Source organism: Gilvimarinus agarilyticus (genome assembly GCF_000832015.1).
In the GTDB taxonomy this organism is placed as follows: domain Bacteria; phylum Pseudomonadota; class Gammaproteobacteria; order Pseudomonadales; family Cellvibrionaceae; genus Gilvimarinus; species Gilvimarinus agarilyticus.
This window is the reverse complement of sequence record NZ_JXCJ01000001.1, coordinates 3820326-3845004: the sequence shown is the minus strand read 5'-3', so window position 1 is coordinate 3845004 and position 24679 is coordinate 3820326. Positions and strand designations below refer to the sequence as shown.

Sequence of the window (24679 nt, the reverse complement as noted above, 5' to 3'; positions counted from 1 at the left end):
TCTGGTCGTTGATCCGGTGACGTTAGGGCGGCTCTAGACCAGATGCTCGAGTAAGCTTCATTTGCTCTAGGTTCATTTGATTCAGTATACGGAATTGATGCTTGCACCGGGAATGGGGGAGGCTTCCATCTTCCCATACTTCGGTGATTTTAATCCTCAAGGCCCTGTCCCGCTGTAATTCCCCATTTTAAACCGCTCTGGGTGATTGAGGGGGATTACATATCGAACTAGCCCTGCGCTTTAAATTTGTCAGTGTTAAACGGACAAGAACCCAGAAAATCAACCATCAAAGTATCTGCTTATGTAGCGCATAGGTGATACAACCTGGACTTCCCGCGATATTGAAGATAGTCGTCCTCGGTCTCGTGGGAAGCTCAATATAGGTCTGGTTAAGCTATGTAGGGTGTCTACTTTTCAAGGGTAACCTCAAAATCTCATGCGCAATCGGAGTCTTAATCTAGAAGTCAACTAAAGCTCGCACGAACCTCAGGTAAGACCCTTCGAACGAATCAAGAGCCTCCGATACGCAGCTTCTCGCTTTTAGTAGGGCCAGTAATCCTCAACCTCAAATGGGGGGCCAACATCTACCCCAGGACCGCCACCGTCAGGTGTTGTCCAGAAGGAGACTCCTTTCAACCGAGAATTAGGGTTCCTGTTGTTACCAAACCCCTCTCCTAACGCTTCTCTATCTGAATTTGACAGAGGGTATTGTGACTCAGCGGCATAATAACTAGACGCAGCACCCAAGTGTTGCAAGGATACGTCAGCATCATCTAGAATTTTGTCTATCATTGAGGTGTAACTGGCCGAAACTCGCTGTGGATATAATGAAAAATCTATACGCTTTGGGATTTTCAAATTATTCGTTTTAAGAAACAAAATTGCTCTATATACTGAGTACATAGTTTTTTTCACGTTATGGGCACTATATAGAGGATCCTGCCAAGCATAGTCAAAAACGTTATTTTCATTCGGATTATTAACCAAAAAGTATAAGCTTGGTTCAATATTAGCGCTTATTACTCGGTTAACAAAATATGGGTACAAGTTAAGTAAAAACCAATCTTGGTTTTTTTTCCCGTCAATTGCTTCAAGATTTGTAATCTCGCTTGTTATTGCAGGCATAACTTCACCCTCTAAATATATTCGATCGACTACCAATCTTCCGTCGGGCCGATAAACATTTTTAACTGCATCTACAATTGAGTTAATTGACTGCTTAGCTCTTGTAATGAATTCCGAACCAAGAATCTGAGAGCTGCCTAATCCAGTCGACGGAGAGTCATATTTATGCGTATAACCTGCACTCCCCTGCCAACCTAAAGAAAGGTCTAGTTTTAACCTTCTGCCATCATTAGCCCTAATTGCAGCAACGTCTTGAGCGAACAAGTTAAGATTGAAAATCTCTTGCGATGACAGAGGAAAATGTGGTCTTCCCGGCTGGCTTGAAGAAGATGAGATAGAAGTATGCCAAATGTTAAACTTTATAATTGAAGCTCCATTATTAATCATTTCATTTAGCTGACTTTTCACCAATGACCTTACGCTCGGCGAGTGGTATTGCGTCAAAATATTACCTTGGTTATATGCACTACTAAAGGAATGATAATTAACTCCAACCTCATATGCCAAGTCTGCATAGATATTAATTGTGTCCAACACACGACTTCGATTTACTCCCTCATATAGCGTAAAAACGTAGTCATTACTCGGAACGATCCAGTTAGCGGTGTGCACACTAGACAATGAAGTTCCAACAAGGGTTTCCGGCTGGCCATTCACGCTAACCCACATTTGCGCGTTAGTTAGATTATTGGTTTTCCATATAATAGTAGCCGACGTAGCAGAGTTAAAGGGAGCTCTGACCACATTGTTTTTAGTTGCTAGAACACCTCCGTTAACCGGTACACCTAGAACTATTGTTGATGCAATGGGGATTGTCTGTTGTGTACCTCTGTATGCTGTAAACTTATAGGATGACCCTGGCTCTATCGCCACATATGTTTTTTGGCCCGATACCCCAGTAGCGAACAAAACTTCTTTTTTATTATCAACACTAAGCCAAATCTGAACCATTTGTTCGTTGGTCGAGCTCCAAGTTATGAGCGAGCTTGCAGTTCCGTTTGGACTTACTACAGGATACATTTGACTCGCGCTAACAGAGGCAGCTGCGAAAGCTTGACCGCTAAAAAAAATAATGATTAGTGGTATGAATAATTTACGGGTTAAAAAAAATATTTGATCCATCATATAGTCTCCATTTTTCATTGATTTAGAATTTATACTTCCCAACCATTACCTGAATGAAAAAGCCGTTACAAATCGTATTGCTTTGAATAATGCACGACAAACCAATATGTTAAAATAATGAACACTGTATTAAAAACATAGAATTACTTCAATTAAATTAAAAAATAACAATCAATCGAATTCTCAAGCTTCACTCGTATGCTTCCCCGTCAAGTGGCCAACCCATAACTAGAATATCCGGCTTGCTTTAAAACCTCGGCGGGTGTAAGCCCGCCGAGGCTGTCATGGTCTCTTTCTTCGTCGTATTCGAGCATCCAAGCCCAGCTGATTTCCCTAACCTCCTCTAGGCTCGCAAACAACCAAGTGTTAAGAACCTCTTCCCGGTAAGTTCGGTTGAAGCGCTCGATGTAAGCATTTTGGTTTGGCTTGCCCGGCTCAATATAACCAACTAGTGTAATCCCCCCATTTTAAACCGCCGTTAAAAGTAGAGGGTTATGTGGCCTGTAGTAGCCACCGTGGCGGAACACCTCCGATTGTGGTATTCGGCCGCTCATTGTTGTACTGCCATTGCCACTGGGTCGCAAGCTCTTGTTCGTGTTCAACGCTAGCAAAGTCATGCATATCGAGCCACTCGTGCCGGGCCGTACGGTTAAAACGTTCAACATAAGCATTCTGAGTTGGTTTGCCTTCTTGAATATAAAGCAGTGTAATCTGATGTTGATTAGCCCAGTTAACCAMAGCCCCAGAAATATAYTCTGACCCATTATCACAGCGCAGAGCAGCGGGCTTTCCTCGCCACTCCATCACTTGCTCCAAYGCCCGAATCACTCGAAGCGRCGGCATKGATARGTCAACATCAATCGTCAGGCACTCACGATTATAATCGTCAATCACATTGAATGTTCGCAAACTCCTACCGTCGCTTAAGCTGTCGGACATAAAATCCATGGGCCACACGTGATTGATGGCGGTAGGAGTACTCAGCGTATAAGGCTTGTCACGCTTAATCCTGCGTCTAGGCTTAATGCGTAAATTAAGCTCCAGATCACGATACACACGCTTATGATTCCAGCCATAACCCTTCACATTGCGAAGGTACAGAAAACACAGCCCAAAGCCCCACCGCTTGTGGGTCTCCGTTAAACGTAAGAACCAGTCCGCTATTAACGCATTCTCACCGCCTAGCTTTGGTTGATAGCGGTAACAGCTCTCACTGATGCTATAGGTGGCACAGGCGAGTCGAATACTGATGCCGTGTCTCTCGATCGCGCGTTGCGCGATCTCTTTGCGTTGAGATGGCTTTACAGTTCTCCCTCAAGGGCCTCCTGTCGTAGCTCGGCCTTGAGACGCTCCTCGGCATACATCTTCTTGAGTCGCCGATTCTCGTCTTCTAGCTCTTTGAGACGCTTCATCATCGACGCGTCCATACCGCCGAACTTCGACCGCCACTTGTAGAGCTGGGCTGAGCTCATGCCGTGCTCATGGCATAAACCCAGAACGAACACGCCGCTCTCATTCTGCTTCAATATTGCCAGTATCTGGCTATCGCTGTAACGTGACTTCCTCATCGAAAGCTCTTTGATCCTATTATAATGGAATTTTCTACTAATAACCGCCTTGGATAATTGGGGGATTACACAACCTCTTGCCGCTGATGGCGAAGGTGCTGGGTGTGAGCGCTGATGAGCTGTTGGGGATCAAGCCGCTAAAGAAGAATCACCAGCTGGATTCCCGGCTGCTGTGACGCTTGCAGTAAGTGGAGAGGCTCGACCCCGCCAGCAAGCGACAAGTGATGAAGGTGTTTGATACCTATTTGGAGGCGGCCCAGATTAAGAAACAGGCCTAATCCATAGAAGGCGCAGGCCAACGGTGCGGACACACCCAAGGCCTGCTAACCACAGCAACCTGAATAGGAGGTTACCATGGCTAAAGCCAAGTCTACACACACCGCGCCGGTGTGTCATACCCGCCAGATCAAGATGGGGCAGATGCGTTACGACTACCGGCGCAAGGACCGCTCCCAGGCCAAGGTGCCCTGGCTGCGCCTGCAGGGCCACTGGCTTGAGCGCGCCGGCTTTGCCATTGACGCGCCCGTCACCGTCCGCGTCATGGCCGGGTGTTTGGTGTTGACCACGCAGGAAACATAGACAGTTAAAAAGAACAAGCCCAGCCGGTAGCGGCTGGGTTTTTCAGTAGTTCTAAGTGTGGGTGTCCCAGATTACCTTACCGGCTGGGCTTGTTCATCAAGAGGCAAAAGGCAAGATCTGATCCCATTGCTCGTGCCCCCATTGATCCGCTGTTCAATAATTATTTTCCCAGCTTTAACTGGTACTCTGCTCCGCAACGCCCATATGTCACTATTAGGCTTGCCCTTTGGAGCAGACTAATCGGCAGAGTGAAAGAGGCACCCAACGTTTCCTCATTTACCTCTCTTGCTGCAACGGGAATAGATACCTCGTTGACATCGCTTTCCTCTTTCGAAACCACGAAAAACACTTCACTTAATGCGTATCCGTCAGCGGTGGCAGGCAAAATGACGTCTACATCAGACAAGCTACCCCGTCGCTCAGTAGAAATGCCAACTCGGTCAGCGTAATTCTCAGCCGCCTCAGGACTTGCTTCCTCAACGAAGCACGTACTAGCTTCGGCCATCTGAAACAAGCAGATTGATAATGCTATTACAAAAAGTTCTTTCATGGATAGACTTCACTCATAACATGATCAGGGTTTTTATGGCGTAATGATTTTGACAGTTTTTTAAATGCTCGCTTCTGACCAAAGTTACCGAACCTGTATGCGGTATAGCCCACTCGTTTTTGATCTTCTAACCCTGCATTATGGAGTGACTCATGGCCAGCCATCCACCTGACTGATGAATGATCTTGAAAAGACGCATTTCCAACATCAACGGTCATAGAAGTGCCTCCTACTTCAGCCGCCGCGAAATAACCATCTGTATCAGAAGAATTTCCAGAGTGAGCGAAATAGCCTCCCGATCCATCATCATTCAAGGCTTTCGCCCCAGCATCTAGGGTGTCAGCCATTGAGTTCAATTCGCTTGCGGAGTAGCCATCTCCGCTCACCTCTCCTTCGCCTAGCTGACCAGCCTCGCTTTTGAGGTCTCCCGCCGCCGTTGTCATATTAGCCGCTGCTTCCTTTTGTGCAGCGTCAAATTTTTTCCAATCCTTATCGCTCCAACCGTTACCTTTACCGTACATTCCGGTAGGGTCAGTCATATTCATGGGGTCATTCCCGACGTAGGCGTACAAATTCATCTGGTCTTCGTAACCGATAGGGTCGGTCTGCAAAAACCGCCCTAACTCCGGACTATAAATTCGAGCTTTGTAGTAGTACATCCCCAGAGAAGGCAAAAAAGTCTGGCCCGTATAAGTAAATCTACCTTGATTGTCAGCCCCAGGAATGCCATAAACGTCATAAGTATTAATATAGTCGACCGCGCCGTCAGCGTTAGTCGCAGCAATCACTGACCCTTGGTGATTGACTTGCAGGTGATGGCGGTTTGCGCGACCAATGGCGCTACCTGTATAAGCTATCAACGGGGCTTCACGTCCCTTTAAGTTGTGTACATACCGATGAATCATTTGACCGTTTTGGTATTCCGCTATTAAGGCATCGCCAGCATACACAAACACTGTACTTAAGCCACTATTGGGGCTCTCAACCTGTAAGCGCCCTTTAGGGTCATAGCTAAAAGCAACATTGCTACCACCGGAGGCTGATATTAATCGGTTTTCAACATCATAGGTAAAATCAAGGCTGCCCGTCGATGTCATATTTCCATTATCATCGTAAGTAAAATCAGTCCCTGCAAAACTCTCGTATTGATTGAGTCCGTTTACCTGATAATTTCCGGGCTGACCACTACCGGCTTTATGAGCATACAAGTTATTGCTAATTGTTTTTTGAACAATCTGATTGGCAGAGTTAAACTCAAAATCGATACTCAGATCATGCAATTGCCCCTCAACTTGGTACTGAATAGCATTCAGACGGGCTATAGGATCATAACCAAAGGCCGTTACACTGCCTCTAGAGCTTAACGATTCAAGCTGGCCGTAATTATCATATGTATAAGAGCTAAGCACATTACCGCTTTGGTTTTTGAGTTTTATAAGACGGTCTAGGCCATCATGCTCATAGGAGAAATAGCGATTGTCTGGATAGGTGAGCCGAGTAATATTGCCATTGAGGTCGTATTGATACCTCACTGTATAACTACCGTTGGTCGAGGAAGTCGTCTCCGACATTATCTCGCCAAAGCCATTGTAGCTAGCGGTAACACCATACCCTGTCGAGCTGCCGTATCGGGCAGACAGCTCTAACCCTTGAAGGTTATAGCGATAGTAAACATCGTTCGCTGTCCCATTGGGTATATTTTTAACAGTAACTCTATCAAGGCTATCGTACTGGTAGCGAATAGTCTGGCCACTACGCTTTCTCAAAACGGTCAAATTACCATTATTGTCGTAGTCGTACCATTCATAGTCACTGGCACTGGAGGTGCCTGGCTGAGTTTTGGAGGGGAACAGCATTTTCTTTAATCGACCAAAGCCATCGTATTGCAGCTCCGTATAATTACCATTGGCATCTTTTACGGATGATTGTTGCCAAAACAGGTTATATGTGTACTTGGCATAGCTTTGCCTTAAAGAAGTGCCATACGCTTTTTCGATCAAGGTGACTCGGTCTTTGTTGTCGTAGGTATAACGAGTAACGCGATCTTCGCCGTCACCACCACTGGCCACACTACAAGCAGATAAAGAAGACAATTCTGTAGAACTCATTCGCACTACTCGACAACGTAAGCGCCCCAGCGAGTCGTACGAGAACTGCGTTAGACTGTACGCAACTCCCTGAGAGTCCACTTTTTGCTCGCTAAGCGGTCTTCCCCAGTTATCGTAAGTAAAATAAGTTGCATCATGCACCTGAAAACTGAATCCCTCGGCCTCCCAATTCCTTGGCTTAACTGTGTGCGATGGCCATTGGTCTAAATACCCACTTTCTACCCGCTCCTGCATCCCTTGCGCGTTGTACTGTATCCTTTGTGCTATATATCTTAACGCGCCTCCTCCGTCAGGGTCTGCAGAGATAGTAGCGGTAAGCTGCCCATTAAGGTTATAGCGCTTAGCCCAGGTAAACGCAGCCCCGGACGCATAAGCCATCGTCGAAATAGTGGCAAGTACGCTAAAAGCGACATTAACAGCCACAAGATATTTAAGAATACCTAACTGAGTTCTATTGTTGTCCATAACCGACTCCTCACTGACAACTGCTAAGCGCAGCTTTAGGTGTCGATTCCGACACAACATTTCCATACATATCGTACTGGTAACAAGTGCGTCGAACCTCTCCGCCCGCCACACGCTCCACCCCCCGGAGCCATAAATTATTAGGCCCCTGATCTGGCCCGTAAACATAACGAGTCGTTAGTTGATTACCTTGAGCGGCGCATTCTCCGGCCACCATAGAGCCGCCAGAGCAAGTAACTTTCTCTACAAGCAATGACATCGGTGTGTCAGCTTGCACATAGCCACTGGCACTCTTGTACCACGCGTAACGATCTTCATATCTGTAAAATGTTTGAGGTCTAACACCATTAGCGTCAGCCGGTTTTACAACACTCTTGATCTGCCCGGTGTCATCATAGTATTCATAATCAGTCTGGTTATTTTTTGCATCTTTAACCCATAGCGGCTTATTACACCACTTTATGTTGTCATCGTTACACTCTGGCTCGTAGCCTGCTGATTGAACTATGGCGACACCAGCCTCATTGGAACCAGACACACCTGTCTGTGTCGTCTGAATTAGATTTCCCCGAGCATCGTATACATAGCCCAGATCTTTGCCTTTTACAGTAGCGCTTTTAACCTTATTGTGCTCATTCTGGTAAAATCGGACATTACTGACGCCAGCTGGAGTCTCCACGTTCGTCAATCGAGGTGAGGCAGCCCCTACATTGGTAACAACACTGGCTACCCCATTAGGCCCGGTACTTGCAGCGTAACCAACAAATGTGGCACTAGGGGCATCGTATCTATAATGCCACTCTGCACCGCCAACTTTAGCCTCAGCCACTACATTACTCCTCAACTTATTACAATCCCAATTGCCGCCATCCAAGCGACAAAGAATGTTGTTGGCATAATCAAAGGTTGAAGTTGCAACGCTATTGCTTGTTTTAGATTTGACTTGAGTTATTCGTGGCTCGAAAGGGGGTAGACTTTGATAACGCTGTGCGCTAAAAAACTCGTGCTTGTAGGTTGTAACCCCACCCTCAGGGTCTATAACTTTAAATATCGCCGTGCCCGTCCCGTCATCTGAACTCATTTCATCGTGATGAGGCCAAACATAATTTACGGTAGGCCATTCATAATCAAATGAGCACGCCGTAGCAGTCGGAGCGCAGTAGTCAAACGCATTATTTAGCGCCACTATACGTGATGGATAAAAAAACTCATCCCTTTGATTGCTTGTTGGCTCCTCGGGCAGCGTATTGCGCCTATAAAAGTATTTAAGCTGTAAACCAGTATTTGTGTTTACCGACTCCGTACGAAATTTCCGCTGAGTAATAGTTAGTTCGAAACCGTTAGGGTAGGTTACCTTCCCGCCATAAGGATACTCACTTCCAGGACGTGTCTCTCCAATCTCTGCAACAGCTCCAGACGAATCTACATATGTAAACGTGTCGTCGGCATTCTGAATTAACGATGCACCGTCATTTTTTTCTGGAGTGTAAGTCGCAAAATCAAACAAGCTTCCTGTTTCCACAGAAAAATCCTGACTCTTGGCACCCACAGTCACCTTCCGGACTAAATAACTTGTATTCAGTCCATACATAACTGAAGTGGTTCCAGATATGGTGGCCGACAACTCGAAGTTGTCGCGGAAACCCCGAAAGAAACCATCATACGTAGCAATCGTATGATGCAACATGTTTTCGCCTTGCCCTATCTTTACATCTGATAATTTAAAAACAGGGTACCCAGACAACAAATTAACCCCGGCTCCATCTTCAAACGAAATTTCAGGTGGTGGCGTTAAACCTTGCTGCCCAGCACAAGGTAATGAAGTAAAGCCAACCAATAGTGTAGCAAGGGCTCTTCGGCCAAGCACCGACCGCAACCCCGCAAGCCCTTCGATTAAAAGCATATCCCTTCCCCACACATAAAAATCTTTCCTTTAAAAACCGTACCACGCTAAACGGTAGCGTGGCGCACTCTATTAGTCCACCGAGGTTGATGATCGGTTACCTGCAGCGTCATAGTCGTAGTTCGTCCTATCCCCCTCTTTTACAACGCTTATTAAACGCCCTAACGCATCATACTCATAGTTTAGGGTTTGAGGCGTCAAGTTAGGATTTGACTGATCCCTTACTGCAACAATAGATAGCGTATCCAGTAACACGCCATTTAAGCGATCAGTGTTGGTATGCCCCGGAAAACTGCCATATGCTCTTAACTCAAACGACGTTGGTGATGTGTAGGTTAAATCCCACAATGCACTCCAGCTTTCATACCCCTGGCACGATACGACTCGCGTAGGATTAAGTGCCCACAAGCAGCCGACCGGCGCATCCTGCTTTTGCAGCTGTATCGTAACATCACAAAAATCATTTTCACCGACCAAGGTGCAGGGAGAGTTCGACGTAAGTGCACCTTGTGGCGCAGGCATGCGGGACGAGCCAGAGCGAAATACCGAACAGCCAGCGTTGTTACACGCTCGAACTTTAAACGTGTAGCTCGCACCGAAGGTCGCATTATTATAACGATAACTGCGGGAAGGGCCGCTGTAGTACCTATAATTTCCTAAATATACTTGGTATTGAGTAGCTCCTGTAGATGGAGGCCAAACGATTGCAAGACTACGGCTACTCAGGTCTGGCGTAATTGTAACCGACGTCGGTGTGCTAGGCTTAGATGGACCACTCTCTGCGACGATGGACAGCGTATCTAATAGCACGCCGTTCAAACGCTCTGAGTCGGTCCGCCCAGAAAAGAAGCTACTATATCCTCTGAACTCAAAAGATGTCGTCGAGGTAGAAGTTAGATCCCATAAAGCACTCCAGCTTTCATGCCCCTGACACGAAACTTTTCGCGTAGGATTGAGTACCCACAAGCACCCAACTGGCGCATCCTGTTTTTGCAGTTGTATAGTGACGTCACAGAAATTATCACTACCGTTTAACCTACAGGGGGAGTTAGACGTGAGCGTACCCTGGGGCACTGGAATTCTGGCATCTGTCGAGCGAAAGCCAGAGCAGCCCCCAGCATTGCAAGCGCGAACCTTGAATGTATACCCAACGCCTATCGCAGCGTGATTATAGTGATAGCTACGAGTCGACCCGCTGTAGACACGAACGTTACCTTGGTACACCTGATAACTGGTAGCACCAGATGAAGATGGCCAGGATATCGCAAAACTATTTTCACTAATGTCGGAAGAAACCGTAATCGACGAGGGAGCGCTGGGTGGCTCAGTTATTATGGATGTTTTTGAACGAAATGATGAACAGCCTGCCGTATTGCAGGCGCGAACTTTAAATGTATAACTAACACCCGCTGTAGCATGAATAAAAGTATAGCTACGACTCGAGCCGCTGTATAATCTCGTATTATCTTTATAAAGTTCATATCTTGAGGCGTCTGAAGCGGCGCCCCACGAAAGTGAAAAACTTTTGTTGCTCGTATTCGGGGTCACAGTAAGGGAGGATGGCACTCCCGCCGGCGCAACCGCTATAACAGATGTAGTGGCAAGTAGCATACCCTGCGATCTAGCCGCATCCGTGTTTGAGGGATACCCAGAATGTCCCCGAAGCTCAAATATATGCCCATTAATATTTGTGTATATCCAGTTAAAACTGTGCCCAGCGTTGCCCGTACACGAGACTAAAGAGTCACCTTTAATCCAAATGCACGCGACGGGGAACGCTGCCTGGCCTTTACTGTAGCTGATATTAACTGTACACCTAGAGGGCGACTCTGGACCTGGCAGCGAGCAAGGACTGCTGGTATAAATCGACCCTCCAGTCCCCGCAGCATGTAACTGTAACGGTAAGACAGCAAGGAGAACTGCGCCGACCCAAAACAGACTCTTTAAGCAACTGCGGTGTAATAAGCAAAACACATGCATTCCCTTTTATTTGCTATTTTAATCCAAAAGATATTAATTATGGCGCTGATATAAGCGGTTCGTCAGCCACATATAAACTTGGCGAATTGTACCTGTAGCTTGTAACGCTGTCTATTTTCATCCGGGGTTTACTGTGTTTAGTTTTTGTGTTGGGCTCCACTTCCCAATGCTCACGCAGTTTGAGCTTTGGTTGCAGAATGGTGTTACATTTACATTTTCCGGGTCGCGATCTATGTTAACGTGAGAAGTTATTGATCGTGGCTACTTCTGTTTTCTGTCGATAACTTAGTGGAGAGGAGTTATGTTTTCTAGGTGTATGTTTAGGGTAGGGATGTTCGTTAAGATTTTTGTTATTTTTTTGACGGTTTCGATGACATCGGTTTTTGCGGCTGTGCCCATCAGCCCTGGGGGGTCGAATTATGCTTGGTATAAAATAGACGCGCTAACCCAGCCTGCTCCGCCAGGCCCAAACTGCCGTGAGAGTTACGGAATAATTAAAAACTACCACGCTACGGGTGTGAGATCTATGGTGCAATCGCAGCTTCAGTCGATGAACTCCGCAGGTCAGGAGCGATTACGTATACCTATATTCTTTATGCGTGGTGCGCAAGGTGGTACTTTGTTGGACTCAAGTGGCGGGAATTTTTCGCTGCAAGTGAGGGATAATTTGGAGGATTTTTTGTCGGATATTAAATCCTCAGGGTTTCGTGAAATCGAAGTCGGCTTTTTCCCTCAGGCGAATAATTCGCCTCTAAACTGGAGCGCTTGGAATGAGTCGTATTTTCAAGAGAACTGGAACCTCATATTTCGATTGCATCCTTTAATCGCTGGTGCTGGGATTCATTATAAAATTGATTTGGGTAATGAGTTTGCCCCTGCGTCGAGTCAATCGCAATGGCATAAAAATTATGTGAAAAAGATGTGGATAAATTATAACCTGCGGTTTGGAAAAGCAGACACGGTGGGGTTTTCCGTTGCTTCGGGCGCAAACGGCGTGACCGATGGTTCTCTAGCTGTTGATCGTTACAACACCACAAAGAATATTTACGAATCAACCCTCTATGGATCTCCGTATGTTTGGGAGTTTCACTTCTATGAATATTTAGAGGAAAAGCTTGAGGATGTGGATGCCGCAATGACTTCGCGAGGTGACAATTCAAGCATTATTATTGGTGAGACGTATTACAATGACTCGGCGAGTTGGTATGATATTATGTCTGCCAGTATATCTAGGACTCTATGGCATGTTTTCCAGTGGCCGTTAAGTGCCAGCGAAGGTTGTGATGGGCATGTCGATGTTTCTCCCCCCGTTCAGTTTCAATATTATTAACTTGGGTTGCGTGCTCATGGAGATTGATTAAATCTTTTGTGTTTAGAGTGATGTGCGACCCTTCGGGGGTGCTGCTAAAGGGTCGCAGTGTCTAGGTTATGCTTGTATTGTGATAGTGCCGATTATCTGCTTTTCTTTTGATGTAGGGTCAAGTAGGTATAGTGTTTTTTCACCTGGAGCTTCCAGTAATGCCGCAGGTATGGACGTTGTTGCTCCGAATTCTCGGATGGTTATTGGTAGGTGATCGCCATCGAGTAATATCTGCGCGTTAGTTGGGATGCAGCTGGCTTTGATCCAAACACCCATCGATCCGTCGGGCTGCTCGTTGGCTGGTTGGCCAATAATGGTTTTTTTAGGTCCCCAGTCACTCACGCTGCAAAAAACAGATTCGCGTTTCCCTTGCCTTTTAGCCATCCGTGGATCAGCTTTTACGGTCAGTGAGCCGATAGGTTGCTTAATATTTTTAATAGGGTCCACCAAGGCGATGTCGTACTCACCCGGTGTTGCCAGGATGCGCTCTTGCATCTCACCGAACAGCCCAGAGGTGACGACGCTTTCGTTGACAACGGTTCGCACTAGCTCGCCATCAATCATAATCTTGGCGTGGCTTGGCGCGCCGGAAAACTGAAACCACAATCCGCTGTGCCCGTCGGACTGCTCGTTAAATTTTTGTCCTTGTGTGGTTTTGCGTGGGCCCCAGTTTTTGAGTGGGGCGATTTCACCTTCTTTGAGCCCGGCCTGAAGTTTAGCCTTTTCCTGGGCGCGTAAAATGGCGGCATTGTCCGGGTTGTCGGCGATCACCAAATACCGCAATGCGGCAAGTTGGCACTCTGTTTCGCTCAGGCTCCAGCCTTCAATGGCTACGGTCTTGTTTGAGCTGAAGTCCTGCTTTATCAGTTTGAACAGCTGTTCGTCTAATGCTGCGTTATTGAGGTCGAGTTTGTTTTTTAGGGCGTTGGCTAAACTGGCAATGGTGGGTTTAGCGCTTTGCTGTTCCAGCCAGGCGGCGGCGAATTTATCGCTACCCTCTATGGCGCGCAGGGCATTATCCAGTGGTTGGCCGTAGCCCGATTCAATAATCAGTGAGTTAGGGGCAGCTGCAAGCGCTGGCGTCTGCGCCGTTAGGGAGCGGGTGTAAAATACATGCATGGCGCCCGCGGTGACGCCAGCGCTAACACCGCCTACTAACAAATCCCGTCGCTTGATCATGCTGCCACCTCGCTTTTATTGGCTAAGTGCTGTGCCAGGCGCACCGATAGCGCCACGATGGTTAAAGTTGGGTTGGAGTAGCCGTACCGTGGAAACACGGAGGAGCTGGCTACGTATAAGTTTTGTTGGCCAAACACTTTAAGGTTGGAGTCGACGACTCCATCGCGGCTATCGGCGGCCATACGCGTTGTCCCCAGATGATGGCAGGCGCCACTGACGTTTTCCCGAATGCTGTTACTGTTGGGGCGGCTAAGGTTCAGACGCCCCAATCCTGTTTGTCCAAGCTCATCGCCAAGGGCGTTAAAAAGCCGGTAGGCCGAGGCAAAGTCGTCCTCGTGTGGCTGCCAGTCGAGCTTCATACGGCGCAGCCCTAAAGCGCACCGTTCATCCGTCAGGGTGAGCGTGCTGGTTGGGTTGGGGCGTGGCTCGATAATCATTTGGGTTGAGTAGTGCCAGTATTGGCTGGCATAAAAGCCTGCGGCTTTGGTGCCGCCATAGCCTGCCAGCAGGGACTCCGGCGCCGCGCTTGCCTGCAACATCATACAGCTGTTGTGTTCACCGTTATTGCGAATGTCGCGGGCGGCAAAGGTTAGCACGGGCATGATTGGGCCGCTTTGGTCGCCAAAACGGCTGTACTTTAGCCCTTCTGGGGCGAGAATTTCGCCTGGGCGGACACCGAAGTGGTCGGCAAAATAACGGCCTAAGTGATCGGAGTAGATGCCTTCGCCATCGGCGCTTTTATCGCCGCGTAAATTCATCAGTAATCGTGTGGTTTCCATGCCGCCCATGGCTAAGGTAAAAGTCTGGGAGTTAACCTCTAAGGTGTTTCCATTGAGTGGGCGCACTTTGGCCGAGGTGACTTTGTCGCCGTCTCGGACTAGCTCATAACAATTGGCGTGCAATAGGCAGGTTAAATTATCTTGTGCTTTTAGCTCGTCGTAGTATTTATCGCCAAAGCGGGTAGGTGGGCTAAAGCGAAACAGCTGTTCGTTAATCGCGCCGTCTTTTCTCAGTGGGAGCAGCTTTCCGTTGTGTGTTTTGCGAATGCTGTTCACGTGAAAGTCGCCGCTGTCAATTTCGGTCCACTTTAGGGCCCGGGGGATATGACTGCTGACTTCTTGTTTCGTGATAGGCCAGGCGGGAACGTCCCAGGCGTTATTGTCTTCAAAGTCTGTGTCGTCCAGCGGTTTGCTCCAGCCGCCCCAGTGAGCCGTAGTGCCACCGAGCTTGCGACGCCGGGATACATCCAGTACGCCATAGGACTTATCGCCCAGGGAGACTTTGTATATATCGCGCTCAGTTTGTGAAGCGTTTTGTGGGCCGCCAGCCTCGGTCAGAACGATGTGCCAGTCGGGTCGCGCTCTGGCTAGTTCCAGCGCGAGTGATATTCCGGCGGGGCCCGCCCCGATAATACAAACATCAGCCGTTAGTGACTGGGTGGTAAGGCCTTGTTCCAGGTCTTGTATCACTGTCATCTCCTATATTCTTGGGCTCGTGTCTGACGCTGTCAGATCAAAAGAGTTTTGTTGGAAGTGTTGGGTTGGCTGCGTAAGCTCGCAGAATTACATGGCGGAGGTTGATCCGTATGGTTGTCGATCCGAGCTCCAGCTCAGACTGTTGGTGAGGCAGAAGCGGAAAACGCTACGACGCTTTACCCGAGTAAACTAAATTTAAGAATGATAACATGGTGTTATCGTGTGGACACATTAAAGTGTTACAGGTGGCTATGATGGGTGTAAAAGGTGCAGCTTGGCTGATGGTCAGTGTTTGCTTGATGGGTGGTGCTGCCGGGGCGGCTCAGCACCCGGTTGATGATAGTTTTACCGTGGCCAAAGCGTTGGCCAAGGCCGGGCAGGACCATCCCGATATTCAGGTCGCGAGTGTGGCACCTGAGGCCGGTGTTTCTGTTGTCCGTAATTTGGTGTATCGCAATGATGTCGGGCGGGCGCTGCATGTGGATGTGTTTTCGCCTAAATCTGATAAGCCGGCGCCGGCGGTCTTGTTGGTGCATGGCGGTGGCTGGGCCTCTGGTGCTCGGTCGCACCAGGAGCCAATGGCCACCCACTTGGCTAACAGTGGTTTTGTGGCGGTGACGGTTGAGTACCGGTTGTCGCCCGAGGCTAAGTATCCGGCGGGTATGAGTGATTTACATGCGGCGGTGCGCTGGTTGCGCGCCAATGCGGATGTGTATGGGGTTGATACGGGGCGAGTGGCGATTCTTGGGTGCTCGTCGGGGGCGCAAATGGCCGCGCTGCTGGGGGTGATGACGGATGCCCCGGGTTATGCGGCCGATGGCCCGTATCAGGGGGTGCCCTCTCGGGTGCAGGCGATTGTGAATATTGACGGCATCGTCAGTTTTACTACCCCTATGGCGCTTAAGCATGAGAACGACCCGGCGAAACAACCCTCAGCCGCCGAGGCTTGGTTTGGTGGGCGCTACGAGCAGGCGACTGAGCTGTGGGAGCAAGCCTCGCCGCTGGCCTATGTCGGGAACCAAACGCCGCCGACGCTGTTTATTAATAGCTCGCAGCCGCGGTTTCATGCCGGGCGTGACGATTATATTGCCCGGCTGGATGGCGCGGGGGTGTACTCGGAGGTGCATACGCTGCCCAATACCCCGCACCCGTTTTGGTTGTTTGACCCATGGTTTGAGTCGACGGCTTTTTGGGTTGCTGCCTTTTTGGGGCGGGTGCTAACGTCACCGGGCTCTTAGAGTGGTGATTTAGCATTGGACAAATTGTCGGTTTTCGCCTAAAATTTGCGGTCAGATTGGCTGTAACCTAAGCCGCGCCAATGGTCGCCAGATTAATGAACGATAAGCGAGATGAAGCCCAATGTTTCATCTCGCTTTTTTGCAACTTGTGACCGGGCTTTTATTTTCCGAGCAGATGTATCTAAATCAGCGACGCACCCCGGTTTGTGTGGTCGTTTCGCTCGGCATGAAGAAAGTGAATTGTTGAGGAGGTTGACTTGATTACTGGGGCTCAAAGACCCGCGCTACTGGTGCTAGAAGACGGTAGTGTCTTTCGCGGTACAGCTATTGGTGCCGACGGCCTGTCGGTTGGTGAAGTGGTGTTTAACACCTCGATGACCGGTTATCAGGAGATTCTCACCGATCCCTCTTACGCCCGCCAGATAGTGACGCTGACCTATCCGCACATCGGCAATACCGGCACCACGCCGGAAGACGAAGAGTGCGCCACCATCTGGTCGGCCGGCTTGGTTATTCGCGATTTACCGCGCTTGTCCAGCAACTTTCGCCAAAGCCAGAGCCTGGATGACTACTTAAAGCAGAAAGGCGTGGTGGGTATTGCTGATATCGACACCCGTCGCCTGACGCGCATTCTGCGCGATAAGGGTGCGCAAAACGGTTGTATTGTCGCGGGTGATGTTGACGAGGCAAAAGCTCTCGAAGCCGCCAAAGACTTCCCTGGCCTTAAGGGGATGGACTTGGCCAAAGAAGTCAGCTGCGAAGCGCCTTATAAGTGGACTGAGGGCACCTGGAGCTTAGGCTCAGGGCACTCGGATATCGTCGAAACCCGCTTTAAGGTAGTGGCTTACGATTATGGTGTTAAACGCAATATTTTGCGCATGCTGGCCGATCGTGGTTGCGACATTACCGTGGTGCCAGCCAAAACACCGGCGGCCGACGTGCTGGCGATGAACCCCGATGGTATCTTTTTGGCCAACGGCCCGGGCGACCCGGAGCCCTGTGACTACGCCATTGCGGCGATTAAAGAGATTCTGACCACCAACATTCCTGTGTTTGGAATCTGCCTTGGTCATCAATTGCTGGCACTCGCCGCCGGCGCCAAAACCGTGAAAATGAAGTTTGGCCATCACGGTGGTAACCACCCCGTACAAGATACCGCCACCGGCCTGGTGATGATTACCGCGCAAAACCACGGTTTTGCGGTGGATGAGTCCACTCTGCCGAGCAATGTCAAAACAACCCATAAATCGCTCTTTGACGGCTCTTTGCAGGGTATCCACCTGACGGACAAGCCGGCCTTTAGCTTTCAGGGGCACCCGGAGGCCAGTCCTGGCCCGCACGATGCCGACGGCTTGTTTGACCACTTTATTGAATTGATTGAGGCGCACAAAGCGGCCCAGTGATCCCTCGGGATTGGCAACAGATTTTGGAGAGAAAATGCCAAAGCGTACCGACATTAGCAGTGTATTGATTCTCGGCGCAGGCCCGATTGTGATCGGCCAAGCCTGCGAGTTTGATTACTCCGGCGCCCAGGCGTGTAAAGCGCTGCGCGAAGAGGGCTACCGGGTGATTCTGGTGAACTCTAACCCGGCCACCATCATGACCGATCCGGCCATGGCCGATGCGACTTACATCGAGCCGGTGGAGTGGCAAACCGTTGCCAAAATCATCGAGAAAGAGCGCCCCGATGTGGTGTTGCCCACGATGGGGGGGCAAACTGCGCTCAACTGTGCGCTCGATCTGGCCAAACACGGCGTGCTGAAAAAGTACGGCGTAGAGCTGATTGGTGCCAACGAAGACGCCATCAATATGGCCGAAGATCGCGATTTGTTTGACAAGGCCATGAAAAGAATTGGCCTTGAGTGCGCCCGCGCCGACATCGTGCACTCGATGGAGGAGGCCAAAGAGGTCCCGAAAAAGTTTGGCTTCCCGGTCATTATTCGCCCTTCATTTACCATGGGCGGCTCCGGTGGCGGCATCGCCTACAACTGGGAAGAGTTTGAAGAGATCTGTGCCCGGGGGCTGGATTTATCACCGACTAATGAGCTTCTGATCGACGAATCTCTGCTGGGCTGGAAAGAGTACGAGATGGAGGTTGTGCGCGACAAAAACGACAACTGCATCATCGTCTGCTCGATTGAAAACTTCGACCCCATGGGCGTGCACACTGGTGACTCCATCACCGTAGCACCCGCCCAGACTCTGACCGATAAAGAGCTGCAAATTATGCGTAACGCCTCTTTGGCGGTGCTGCGCGAGATCGGCGTAGAGACTGGTGGCTCTAACGTACAGTTTGCGGTTAACCCCGAAAACGGCCGTTTGGTGGTGATTGAGATGAATCCGCGGGTGTCGCGCTCCTCGGCACTGGCCTCTAAGGCTACCGGCTTCCCGATTGCTAAAGTGGCCGCCAAGTTGGCGGTGGGCTACACGCTGGACGAGCTGCAAAACGAAATTACCGGCGGCGCCACCCCGGCCTCGTTTGAGCCTTCTATCGACTACGTGGTGACCAAAATACCGCGCTTTACCTTTGAGAAGTTTGGTGATGCCGACGCTCGCTTAACCACCCAAATGAAATCTGTGGGTGAGGTGATGGCCATTGGCCGTACCTTCCAGGAATCACTGCAAAAAGCATTGCGCGGCTTGGAAGTGGGCTCCGCTGGATTTGAATCTAAGTTAGATTTATCGGCTGAAGAGACCCCGGCGCGGATTCGTCGCGAACTGACGACTCCAGGTGCCGAGCGTATTTGGTACGTGGGCGATGCCTTCCGCTTGGGTATGACCGTCGATGAAGTGTTTGAAACCTCTAAAATTGATCGCTGGTTTTTGGAGCAGTTGCGCGAGCTGATTGAGCTGGAGCAAAAAGTGCGCGCAGCCAAGCTGGCCGATTTGACCACCGAAGACTTGTACATGCTGAAGCGCAAAGGCTTCTCTGATAAGCGCTTGGCGCTGCTGCTGGGTGTTAAAGAGGCCAAGGTGCGTGCAGCGCGCCATGCGCAAAATATCCGCCCGGTGTACAAGCGGGTTGATACCTGTGCGGCCGAATTCTCCACCTCAACGGCTTATATGTACTCAAGCTACGATGAAGAGTGTGAGGCCCAGCCCTCGGGTAAGCCAAAAATCCTGGTGATTGGCGGTGGCCCCAACCGTATTGGTCAAGGCATCGAGTTTGATTACTGCTGTGTGCACGCGGCACTTGCGATGCGCGATGACGGTTACGAGACCATTATGGTTAACTGTAACCCCGAGACGGTATCCACCGATTACGACACCTCAGATCGCCTGTACTTTGAGCCGGTAACTCTGGAAGACGTGCTGGAAATTGTGCACAAAGAGCAGCCAAAAGGCGTGATTGTGCAGTTTGGTGGCCAAACGCCGCTGAAACTAGCGCGCGCCCTGGAGGCCGAAGGTGTGCCGATTATCGGTACCAGCCCTGATGCCATCGACCGCGCCGAAGATCGTGAGCGGTTCCAGCAGATGATTGAAGACCTGGGTCTGCTACAGCCACCCAATGCGATTGTCCGCTCGCTCGAGGAGGCGCTGATTAGCGCCGAGAAAGTGGGATACCCGCTGGTCGTGCGTCCGTCCTATGTACTGGGCGGCCGGGCCATGGAAATTGTTTATAAAGAAGAAGAGTTGCGCACCTACATGCATTCGGCGGTAAAAGTGTCTGAAGATGCGCCGGTGTTGCTGGATCACTTCTTGAGTGCCGCGATCGAGGTTGATATCGATGCGGTGTCTGACGGCAAAGAAGTCGTGATTGGCGGCATCATGCAGCACATTGAGCAGTGTGGTGTGCACTCGGGCGATTCGGCTTGCTCGCTGCCGCCGTACTCGCTGCCTGCCGAAGTGCAGGACGAGATGCGCGAACAAGTGAAAGCCATGGCGCTAGAGCTCGGTGTGGTTGGCTTGATGAACACTCAGCTGGCCTACCAGGACGGCAAGATCTATGTCATTGAGGTTAACCCCCGCGCTTCACGGACCGTGCCCTACGTGTCCAAGTGTATCGGCGTGTCTTTGGCAAAAGTGGCGGCCCGTTGTCAGGCCGGCGTGTCTCTGGCTGAGCAAGGCTTTACCAAAGAGATTGTGCCCAAGCACTTTCACGTTAAAGAGGCCGTGTTCCCCTTTAACAAATTCCCGGCGGTTGACCCAATTTTGGGCCCCGAAATGAAATCCACCGGCGAGGTCATGGGCGTTGGCGCCACTTTTGGTGAAGCTTACGGTAAGAGCCAGCTGGGTGCCGGCAGCAAACTGCCTATGGGCGGTCGCGCGTTTATCAGTGTGCGCGACGTCGATAAAAACGGCGTGGTTGATGTCGCTAAAAACCTGTTGGAGCTGGGCTTTTCGATTGTTGCCACTCGTGGCACCGCTAAGGTGCTGAGCGCCGCCGGTATCGAAGTCGATGTGGTTAACAAGGTGGGTGAGGGCCGCCCGCATGTGGTTGATGTGATCAAAAATGACGAGATCAGCCTGATTATCAACACCACTGAAGGGCGCCAGGCAACACGCGATTCATCGTCCATTCGTCGCAGCGCTGAAGCGCGCCGGGTTTATTACACCACTACCTTAGCTGGTGGTGAAGCGGTGGCTATGGCGCTGCGTGCCAGTGGCGACATTGAAGTTCGTCGCCTGCAAGATCTGCATAAGGAGGCCGCGCAATGAAAAAAGTACCTATGACCGTTGAGGGTGCCGAGGCTTTGCGTGCTGAGCTGGACGACCTTAAAAAAGTCCAGCGCCCGCGTATTATCGAGGCCATCGCTGAGGCCCGTGAGCACGGCGACCTTAAAGAAAACGCTGAATACCATGCCGCGCGGGAGCAGCAAAGCTTTTGTGAGGGTCGTATTCAAGAGATCGAAGGCAAACTGGCGGACTCTCAGGTAATCGATGTAAAAGCCATCCCTGCCACGGGCAAGGTGATCTTTGGTACTACAGTGACCATTGTCAATATCGAAACCGATGAAGAGAAAACCTACCGCATTGTCGGTGACGACGAGGCGGATGTGAAAGCCAACAAAATCTCTATAAGCTCGCCCATTGCCAGAGCGCTAATCGCTAAAGAAGAGGGCGATGTGGTGGTGGTTAAGACTCCAGGCGGAGAAGTCGAGTACGAAATCGACAAGGTGGAGCATATTTAAGGAACGGGGAACGGGGAACGGGGAACGGGGAACGTTTTCGTTCTCCATGCCCCGCCTGCTGTTGCCCGCTTTAGCGCAGTAAGTTGGACAGCTTAGGGTTAGGTTTTTTCGCACCGCGGTACAGTAACAGCACTTTGCCAATTTGTTGAATAACTTCGGTTTTGGGCAAATTGCGGATTTCTTCAGTGATTTGCTGCCGGTCTTCGCGCTCGGTCAGCGCCAGTTTTACCTTAATCAGCTCATGGTCATCCAATGCGCGGTTTAGCTCCGACAGCACGCCCTCGCTGAGGCCATTGTCGGCGATGGTCACAATCGGTTTTAAGTTGTGGCCGAGCGAGCGAAACTGCTTTTTACGTTCGGAGTTTGAGGACATAGCGTAGGTTACCTTTTACGAGACTTCGTGCCACCCATTGGCGGGCGGGTATTGTACCCTAAATCCAAATTATTATGGCTAGATCAAAAAGTAGCAAACCCGGAGTCGAGGGGCACTTCTAGGCTCTGAACTTCAGGTAATCGCAGCCGCACGGCCAAGAGCTTTAGGCCGACGGCCGTTATCGCGGGTTCGCCGGTAGACCTTGTAATTTGGGATATGGCCCCAATATGAGTAGAGACGGCAGATCACCTCGCGCTGTGTATTTACTTGAAGGGGCGCTGACCTACTGAGCCCTGACGCCTCTGTCGTCAAAGCCTTTCAGGGCGAGGTCTATATCGTCGGCAAGGGTACTAAGGGCTAAATATCTTTCGCTTAATGGAGTACCCTGTGAACTAACAGGGTATTTTGCAGCCCAAACCTGATCGACAGGGCTATACTGTAAGACTATTGTCACTAATATGAGCTTGTTGGTTTTCTTCGTAAGTCAGCGGCTAACGGCGGCGCCAAGCGCCCGATTCGATGTAAATTGAGGGTTATACCTTGAACGATATGACGAAAAATCTGATTTTGTGGCTGATTATCGCCGCTGTTTTATTCAGCGTGTTTCAGGGCTTTCAGCAGCCTGCACAATCCAATGCCATGAGCTATTCGGAGTTTGTGACCGCCGTTGAGCAAGATGGGGTGCGCGAAGTCACTATTCAAGAGTCGGATATTCGCGGTGTAACCTCGAATGGTTCGGAATTTGTCACCAAAATGCCGTCAATTCCTGATAATGGCTTGATGGAAGATTTGCGTTATCACGACGTAAAAATCACCGCTCTGGAGCCAGAAAAGCCCGGCCTGCTGTACCAGCTGCTGATTGCCAGCTTCCCGATTTTAATCATCATTGCGGTGTTTTTATTTTTTATGCGCCAAATGCAAGGCGGCGCCGGCGGCAGTCGCGGCGGCCCTATGAGCTTTGGTAAGTCAAAGGCGCGCCTGTTGGGCGAGGATCAAATTAAAACCACATTCGCCGATGTGGCCGGTGTGGATGAAGCCAAAGAAGAAGTGCAAGAGCTGGTCGAGTATCTGCGCGACCCGAGTAAGTTTCAGCGCCTTGGTGGCCGTATTCCACGTGGTGTGTTGATGGCCGGCCCTCCGGGTACCGGTAAAACCTTGCTGGCGAAAGCCATTGCCGGTGAGGCTAAAGTGCCTTTCTTTTCGATCTCAGGCTCTGACTTTGTCGAAATGTTTGTTGGTGTGGGTGCCTCGCGCGTGCGCGATATGTTCGAGCAGGCTAAAAAACAGGCCCCTTGTATCATCTTTATTGATGAAATCGATGCCGTTGGGCGTCACCGTGGCGGTGGTCATGGCGGCGGTCACGATGAGCGTGAGCAGACCCTTAACCAGTTGCTGGTAGAAATGGACGGTTTTGAAGGCAGTGAGGGCGTTATTGTGATTGCCGCCACTAACCGCCCTGATGTGCTGGATAAAGCCCTGTTGCGCCCCGGCCGCTTTGACCGTCAGGTAGTGGTAGGTTTGCCGGATATTCGCGGCCGCGAGCAAGTGCTGAAAGTCCACATGCGCAAAGTGCCTATCTCTGAGTCTGTTGAGGCGTCGGTTATTGCCCGGGGTACGCCGGGTTTCTCGGGCGCCGATTTGGCCAACCTGGTTAACGAGGCCGCGCTGTTTGCCGCCCGCGCTAACAAGCGCCTGGTGAGCATGGAAGAGTTTGAGAAAGCGCGCGATAAAATCATGATGGGCGCCGAGCGTCGCTCCATGGTGATGAGCGAAAAGGAAAAAGAAAATACCGCCTACCACGAGGCCGGCCACGCCATTATTGGCCGCTTGGTGCCCGAGCACGATCCGATTCACAAGGTCACCATTATCCCCCGTGGTCGAGCGCTGGGTGTAACTCAGTTTTTGCCCGAGGGCGATAAGTACAGTATGAGCCGCCGCTCGATTGAGTCGAGCATTTGCACCCTGTTTGGTGGCCGTATCGCCGAGCAAATAACGCTGGGTGACGACGGCATCACCACGGGCGCCTCCAATGATATTGAGCGGGCCACCGAGCTGTCGCGCAATATGGTCACCAAGTGGGGTTTGTCCGAAAAACTTGGCCCGTTGCACTATGGTGAAGACGAAGGTGTTATGCCGGGCTCCGGGCAAATTAATTACTCAGGTGAGACCTCTAAGCTGATCGATCAGGAAGTGCGCCAGATTGTCGACCGCTGCTATAAGCGCGCCGAGCAATTACTGCACGATAACCGCGATATCCTAGAGGCTATGAAAGACGCCTTGATGGAGTATGAGACCATCGATGCTGAGCAGGTAGACGACTTAATGGCGCGCCGTAAAGTGCGCCCGCCACGGGATTGGCACGATGGCGACTTTAATAGTCACATCGGAGGTGGTGGTGTCAGCGATAGCACTGATGAGGCGCCTAAAGAAGGTAAATCTGGCCCCATTGGCGGCCCGGCTGAAGACCACTAATCAGCCCCGTCGCCCCATAACCCCGCTTTTGCGGGGTTATTTGTTTC

16 protein-coding genes and 2 pseudogenes are annotated in these 24679 nt (G+C 50.3%); 7 read left to right on the top strand and 11 right to left on the bottom strand.

Translation table 11 applies throughout. The features are described 5' to 3' along the window. Positions 1–540: 540 nt before the first annotated feature. From SD69_RS16575 to SD69_RS16570, 3 genes and pseudogenes are all read right to left on the bottom strand, one after another. On the bottom strand, positions 541–2250 hold the full coding sequence (locus tag SD69_RS16575) for a hypothetical protein (protein WP_041524098.1): 1710 nt from the start codon (positions 2248–2250) through the stop codon (positions 541–543). A 209-nt stretch (positions 2251–2459) separates the two neighbouring features. After that, positions 2460–2699, bottom strand: a pseudogene (locus tag SD69_RS18615) (integrase core domain-containing protein); the annotation flags it as partial. Positions 2700–2742: 43 nt separating this feature from the next. Then, positions 2743–3818, bottom strand: a protein-coding gene (locus SD69_RS16570; protein ID WP_157471736.1) for an IS3 family transposase whose coding sequence is annotated in 2 segments (ribosomal slippage) — positions 2743–3557 and positions 3557–3818 — 1077 coding nt in all. Because the reading frame shifts where the segments join, the coding sequence is not laid out codon by codon here. A 354-nt stretch (positions 3819–4172) separates the two neighbouring features. Between SD69_RS16570 and SD69_RS16560 the strand changes: the two genes are divergently transcribed. After that, positions 4173–4397 carry a SymE family type I addiction module toxin gene (locus tag SD69_RS16560; RefSeq protein ID WP_041524095.1) on the top strand — a complete coding sequence of 75 codons (225 nt, stop codon included), beginning with the start codon at positions 4173–4175 and terminating at the stop codon, positions 4395–4397. A 160-nt stretch (positions 4398–4557) separates the two neighbouring features. On the opposite strand, the gene SD69_RS16555 is transcribed toward SD69_RS16560, so the two are convergent. The 5 genes and pseudogenes from SD69_RS16555 to SD69_RS19240 all read right to left on the bottom strand — a co-directional run. After that, entirely contained in the window at positions 4558–4947 is a 390-nt protein-coding gene (locus tag SD69_RS16555; RefSeq protein WP_041524094.1) for a hypothetical protein, read from the bottom strand. Further along, entirely contained in the window at positions 4944–7520 is a 2577-nt protein-coding gene (locus SD69_RS16550; protein WP_052481293.1) for an RHS repeat domain-containing protein, read from the bottom strand. The genes SD69_RS16555 and SD69_RS16550 overlap by 4 nt, the downstream gene beginning before the upstream one ends. Before the next feature lie 10 nt (positions 7521–7530). Further along, positions 7531–9423, bottom strand: a complete 1893-nt coding sequence (locus SD69_RS18985) for a hypothetical protein (protein ID WP_041524093.1) — start codon at positions 9421–9423, stop codon at positions 7531–7533. Between the two features lie 72 nt (positions 9424–9495). Beyond that, positions 9496–9945 carry an RHS repeat domain-containing protein gene (locus tag SD69_RS18980; protein ID WP_198144119.1) on the bottom strand — a complete coding sequence of 150 codons (450 nt, stop codon included), beginning with the start codon at positions 9943–9945 and terminating at the stop codon, positions 9496–9498. Between the two features lie 594 nt (positions 9946–10539). Continuing rightward, a pseudogene (locus tag SD69_RS19240) lies at positions 10540–11034 on the bottom strand (fibronectin type III domain-containing protein); the annotation flags it as partial. 700 nt (positions 11035–11734) lie between these two features. Here SD69_RS19240 and SD69_RS16540 point away from each other — a divergent pair. Then, positions 11735–12733 (top strand): hypothetical protein, encoded by a 999-nt coding sequence (locus tag SD69_RS16540; RefSeq protein WP_157471734.1) that lies wholly within the window; start codon positions 11735–11737, stop codon positions 12731–12733. Between the two features lie 96 nt (positions 12734–12829). Here the strand turns inward: SD69_RS16540 and SD69_RS16535 are convergent, their stop codons facing one another. Next, on the bottom strand, positions 12830–13942 hold the full coding sequence (locus SD69_RS16535) for a hypothetical protein (protein ID WP_041524091.1): 1113 nt from the start codon (positions 13940–13942) through the stop codon (positions 12830–12832). Further along, positions 13939–15417: a GMC oxidoreductase gene (locus tag SD69_RS16530; RefSeq protein WP_084591628.1), complete on the bottom strand. Its 1479-nt coding sequence runs from the start codon at positions 15415–15417 to the stop codon at positions 13939–13941. Before SD69_RS16530 ends, SD69_RS16535 begins: the two co-directional genes overlap by 4 nt. Positions 15418–15626: 209 nt before the next feature. Here SD69_RS16530 and SD69_RS16525 point away from each other — a divergent pair, with 209 nt between their 5' ends. The 4 genes from SD69_RS16525 (at position 15627) to greA (ending at position 21787) form a co-directional block, all read left to right on the top strand. After that, positions 15627–16655, top strand: coding sequence for an alpha/beta hydrolase (locus SD69_RS16525; protein WP_052481292.1), 1029 nt, complete (start codon positions 15627–15629; stop codon positions 16653–16655). Between the two features lie 257 nt (positions 16656–16912). Further along, the gene (carA, locus tag SD69_RS16520) at positions 16913–18058 is read left to right on the top strand and encodes a glutamine-hydrolyzing carbamoyl-phosphate synthase small subunit (RefSeq protein ID WP_041524089.1); all 1146 of its coding nucleotides are present in this window, start codon (positions 16913–16915) and stop codon (positions 18056–18058) included. A gap of 34 nt (positions 18059–18092) precedes the next feature. Then, positions 18093–21314 carry a carbamoyl-phosphate synthase large subunit gene (carB, locus tag SD69_RS16515; RefSeq protein WP_041524088.1) on the top strand — a complete coding sequence of 1074 codons (3222 nt, stop codon included), beginning with the start codon at positions 18093–18095 and terminating at the stop codon, positions 21312–21314. Beyond that, the gene (greA, locus tag SD69_RS16510) at positions 21311–21787 is read left to right on the top strand and encodes a transcription elongation factor GreA (RefSeq protein WP_041524087.1); all 477 of its coding nucleotides are present in this window, start codon (positions 21311–21313) and stop codon (positions 21785–21787) included. Before carB ends, greA begins: the two co-directional genes overlap by 4 nt. 70 nt (positions 21788–21857) lie before the next feature. Here the strand turns inward: greA and yhbY are convergent, their stop codons facing one another. Then, positions 21858–22160, bottom strand: a complete 303-nt coding sequence (gene yhbY, locus SD69_RS16505) for a ribosome assembly RNA-binding protein YhbY (protein ID WP_041524086.1) — start codon at positions 22158–22160, stop codon at positions 21858–21860. A 540-nt stretch (positions 22161–22700) separates the two neighbouring features. Here yhbY and ftsH point away from each other — a divergent pair. Beyond that, on the top strand, positions 22701–24632 hold the full coding sequence (gene ftsH / locus SD69_RS16500) for an ATP-dependent zinc metalloprotease FtsH (protein WP_041524085.1): 1932 nt from the start codon (positions 22701–22703) through the stop codon (positions 24630–24632). Positions 24633–24679 lie beyond the last annotated feature (47 nt).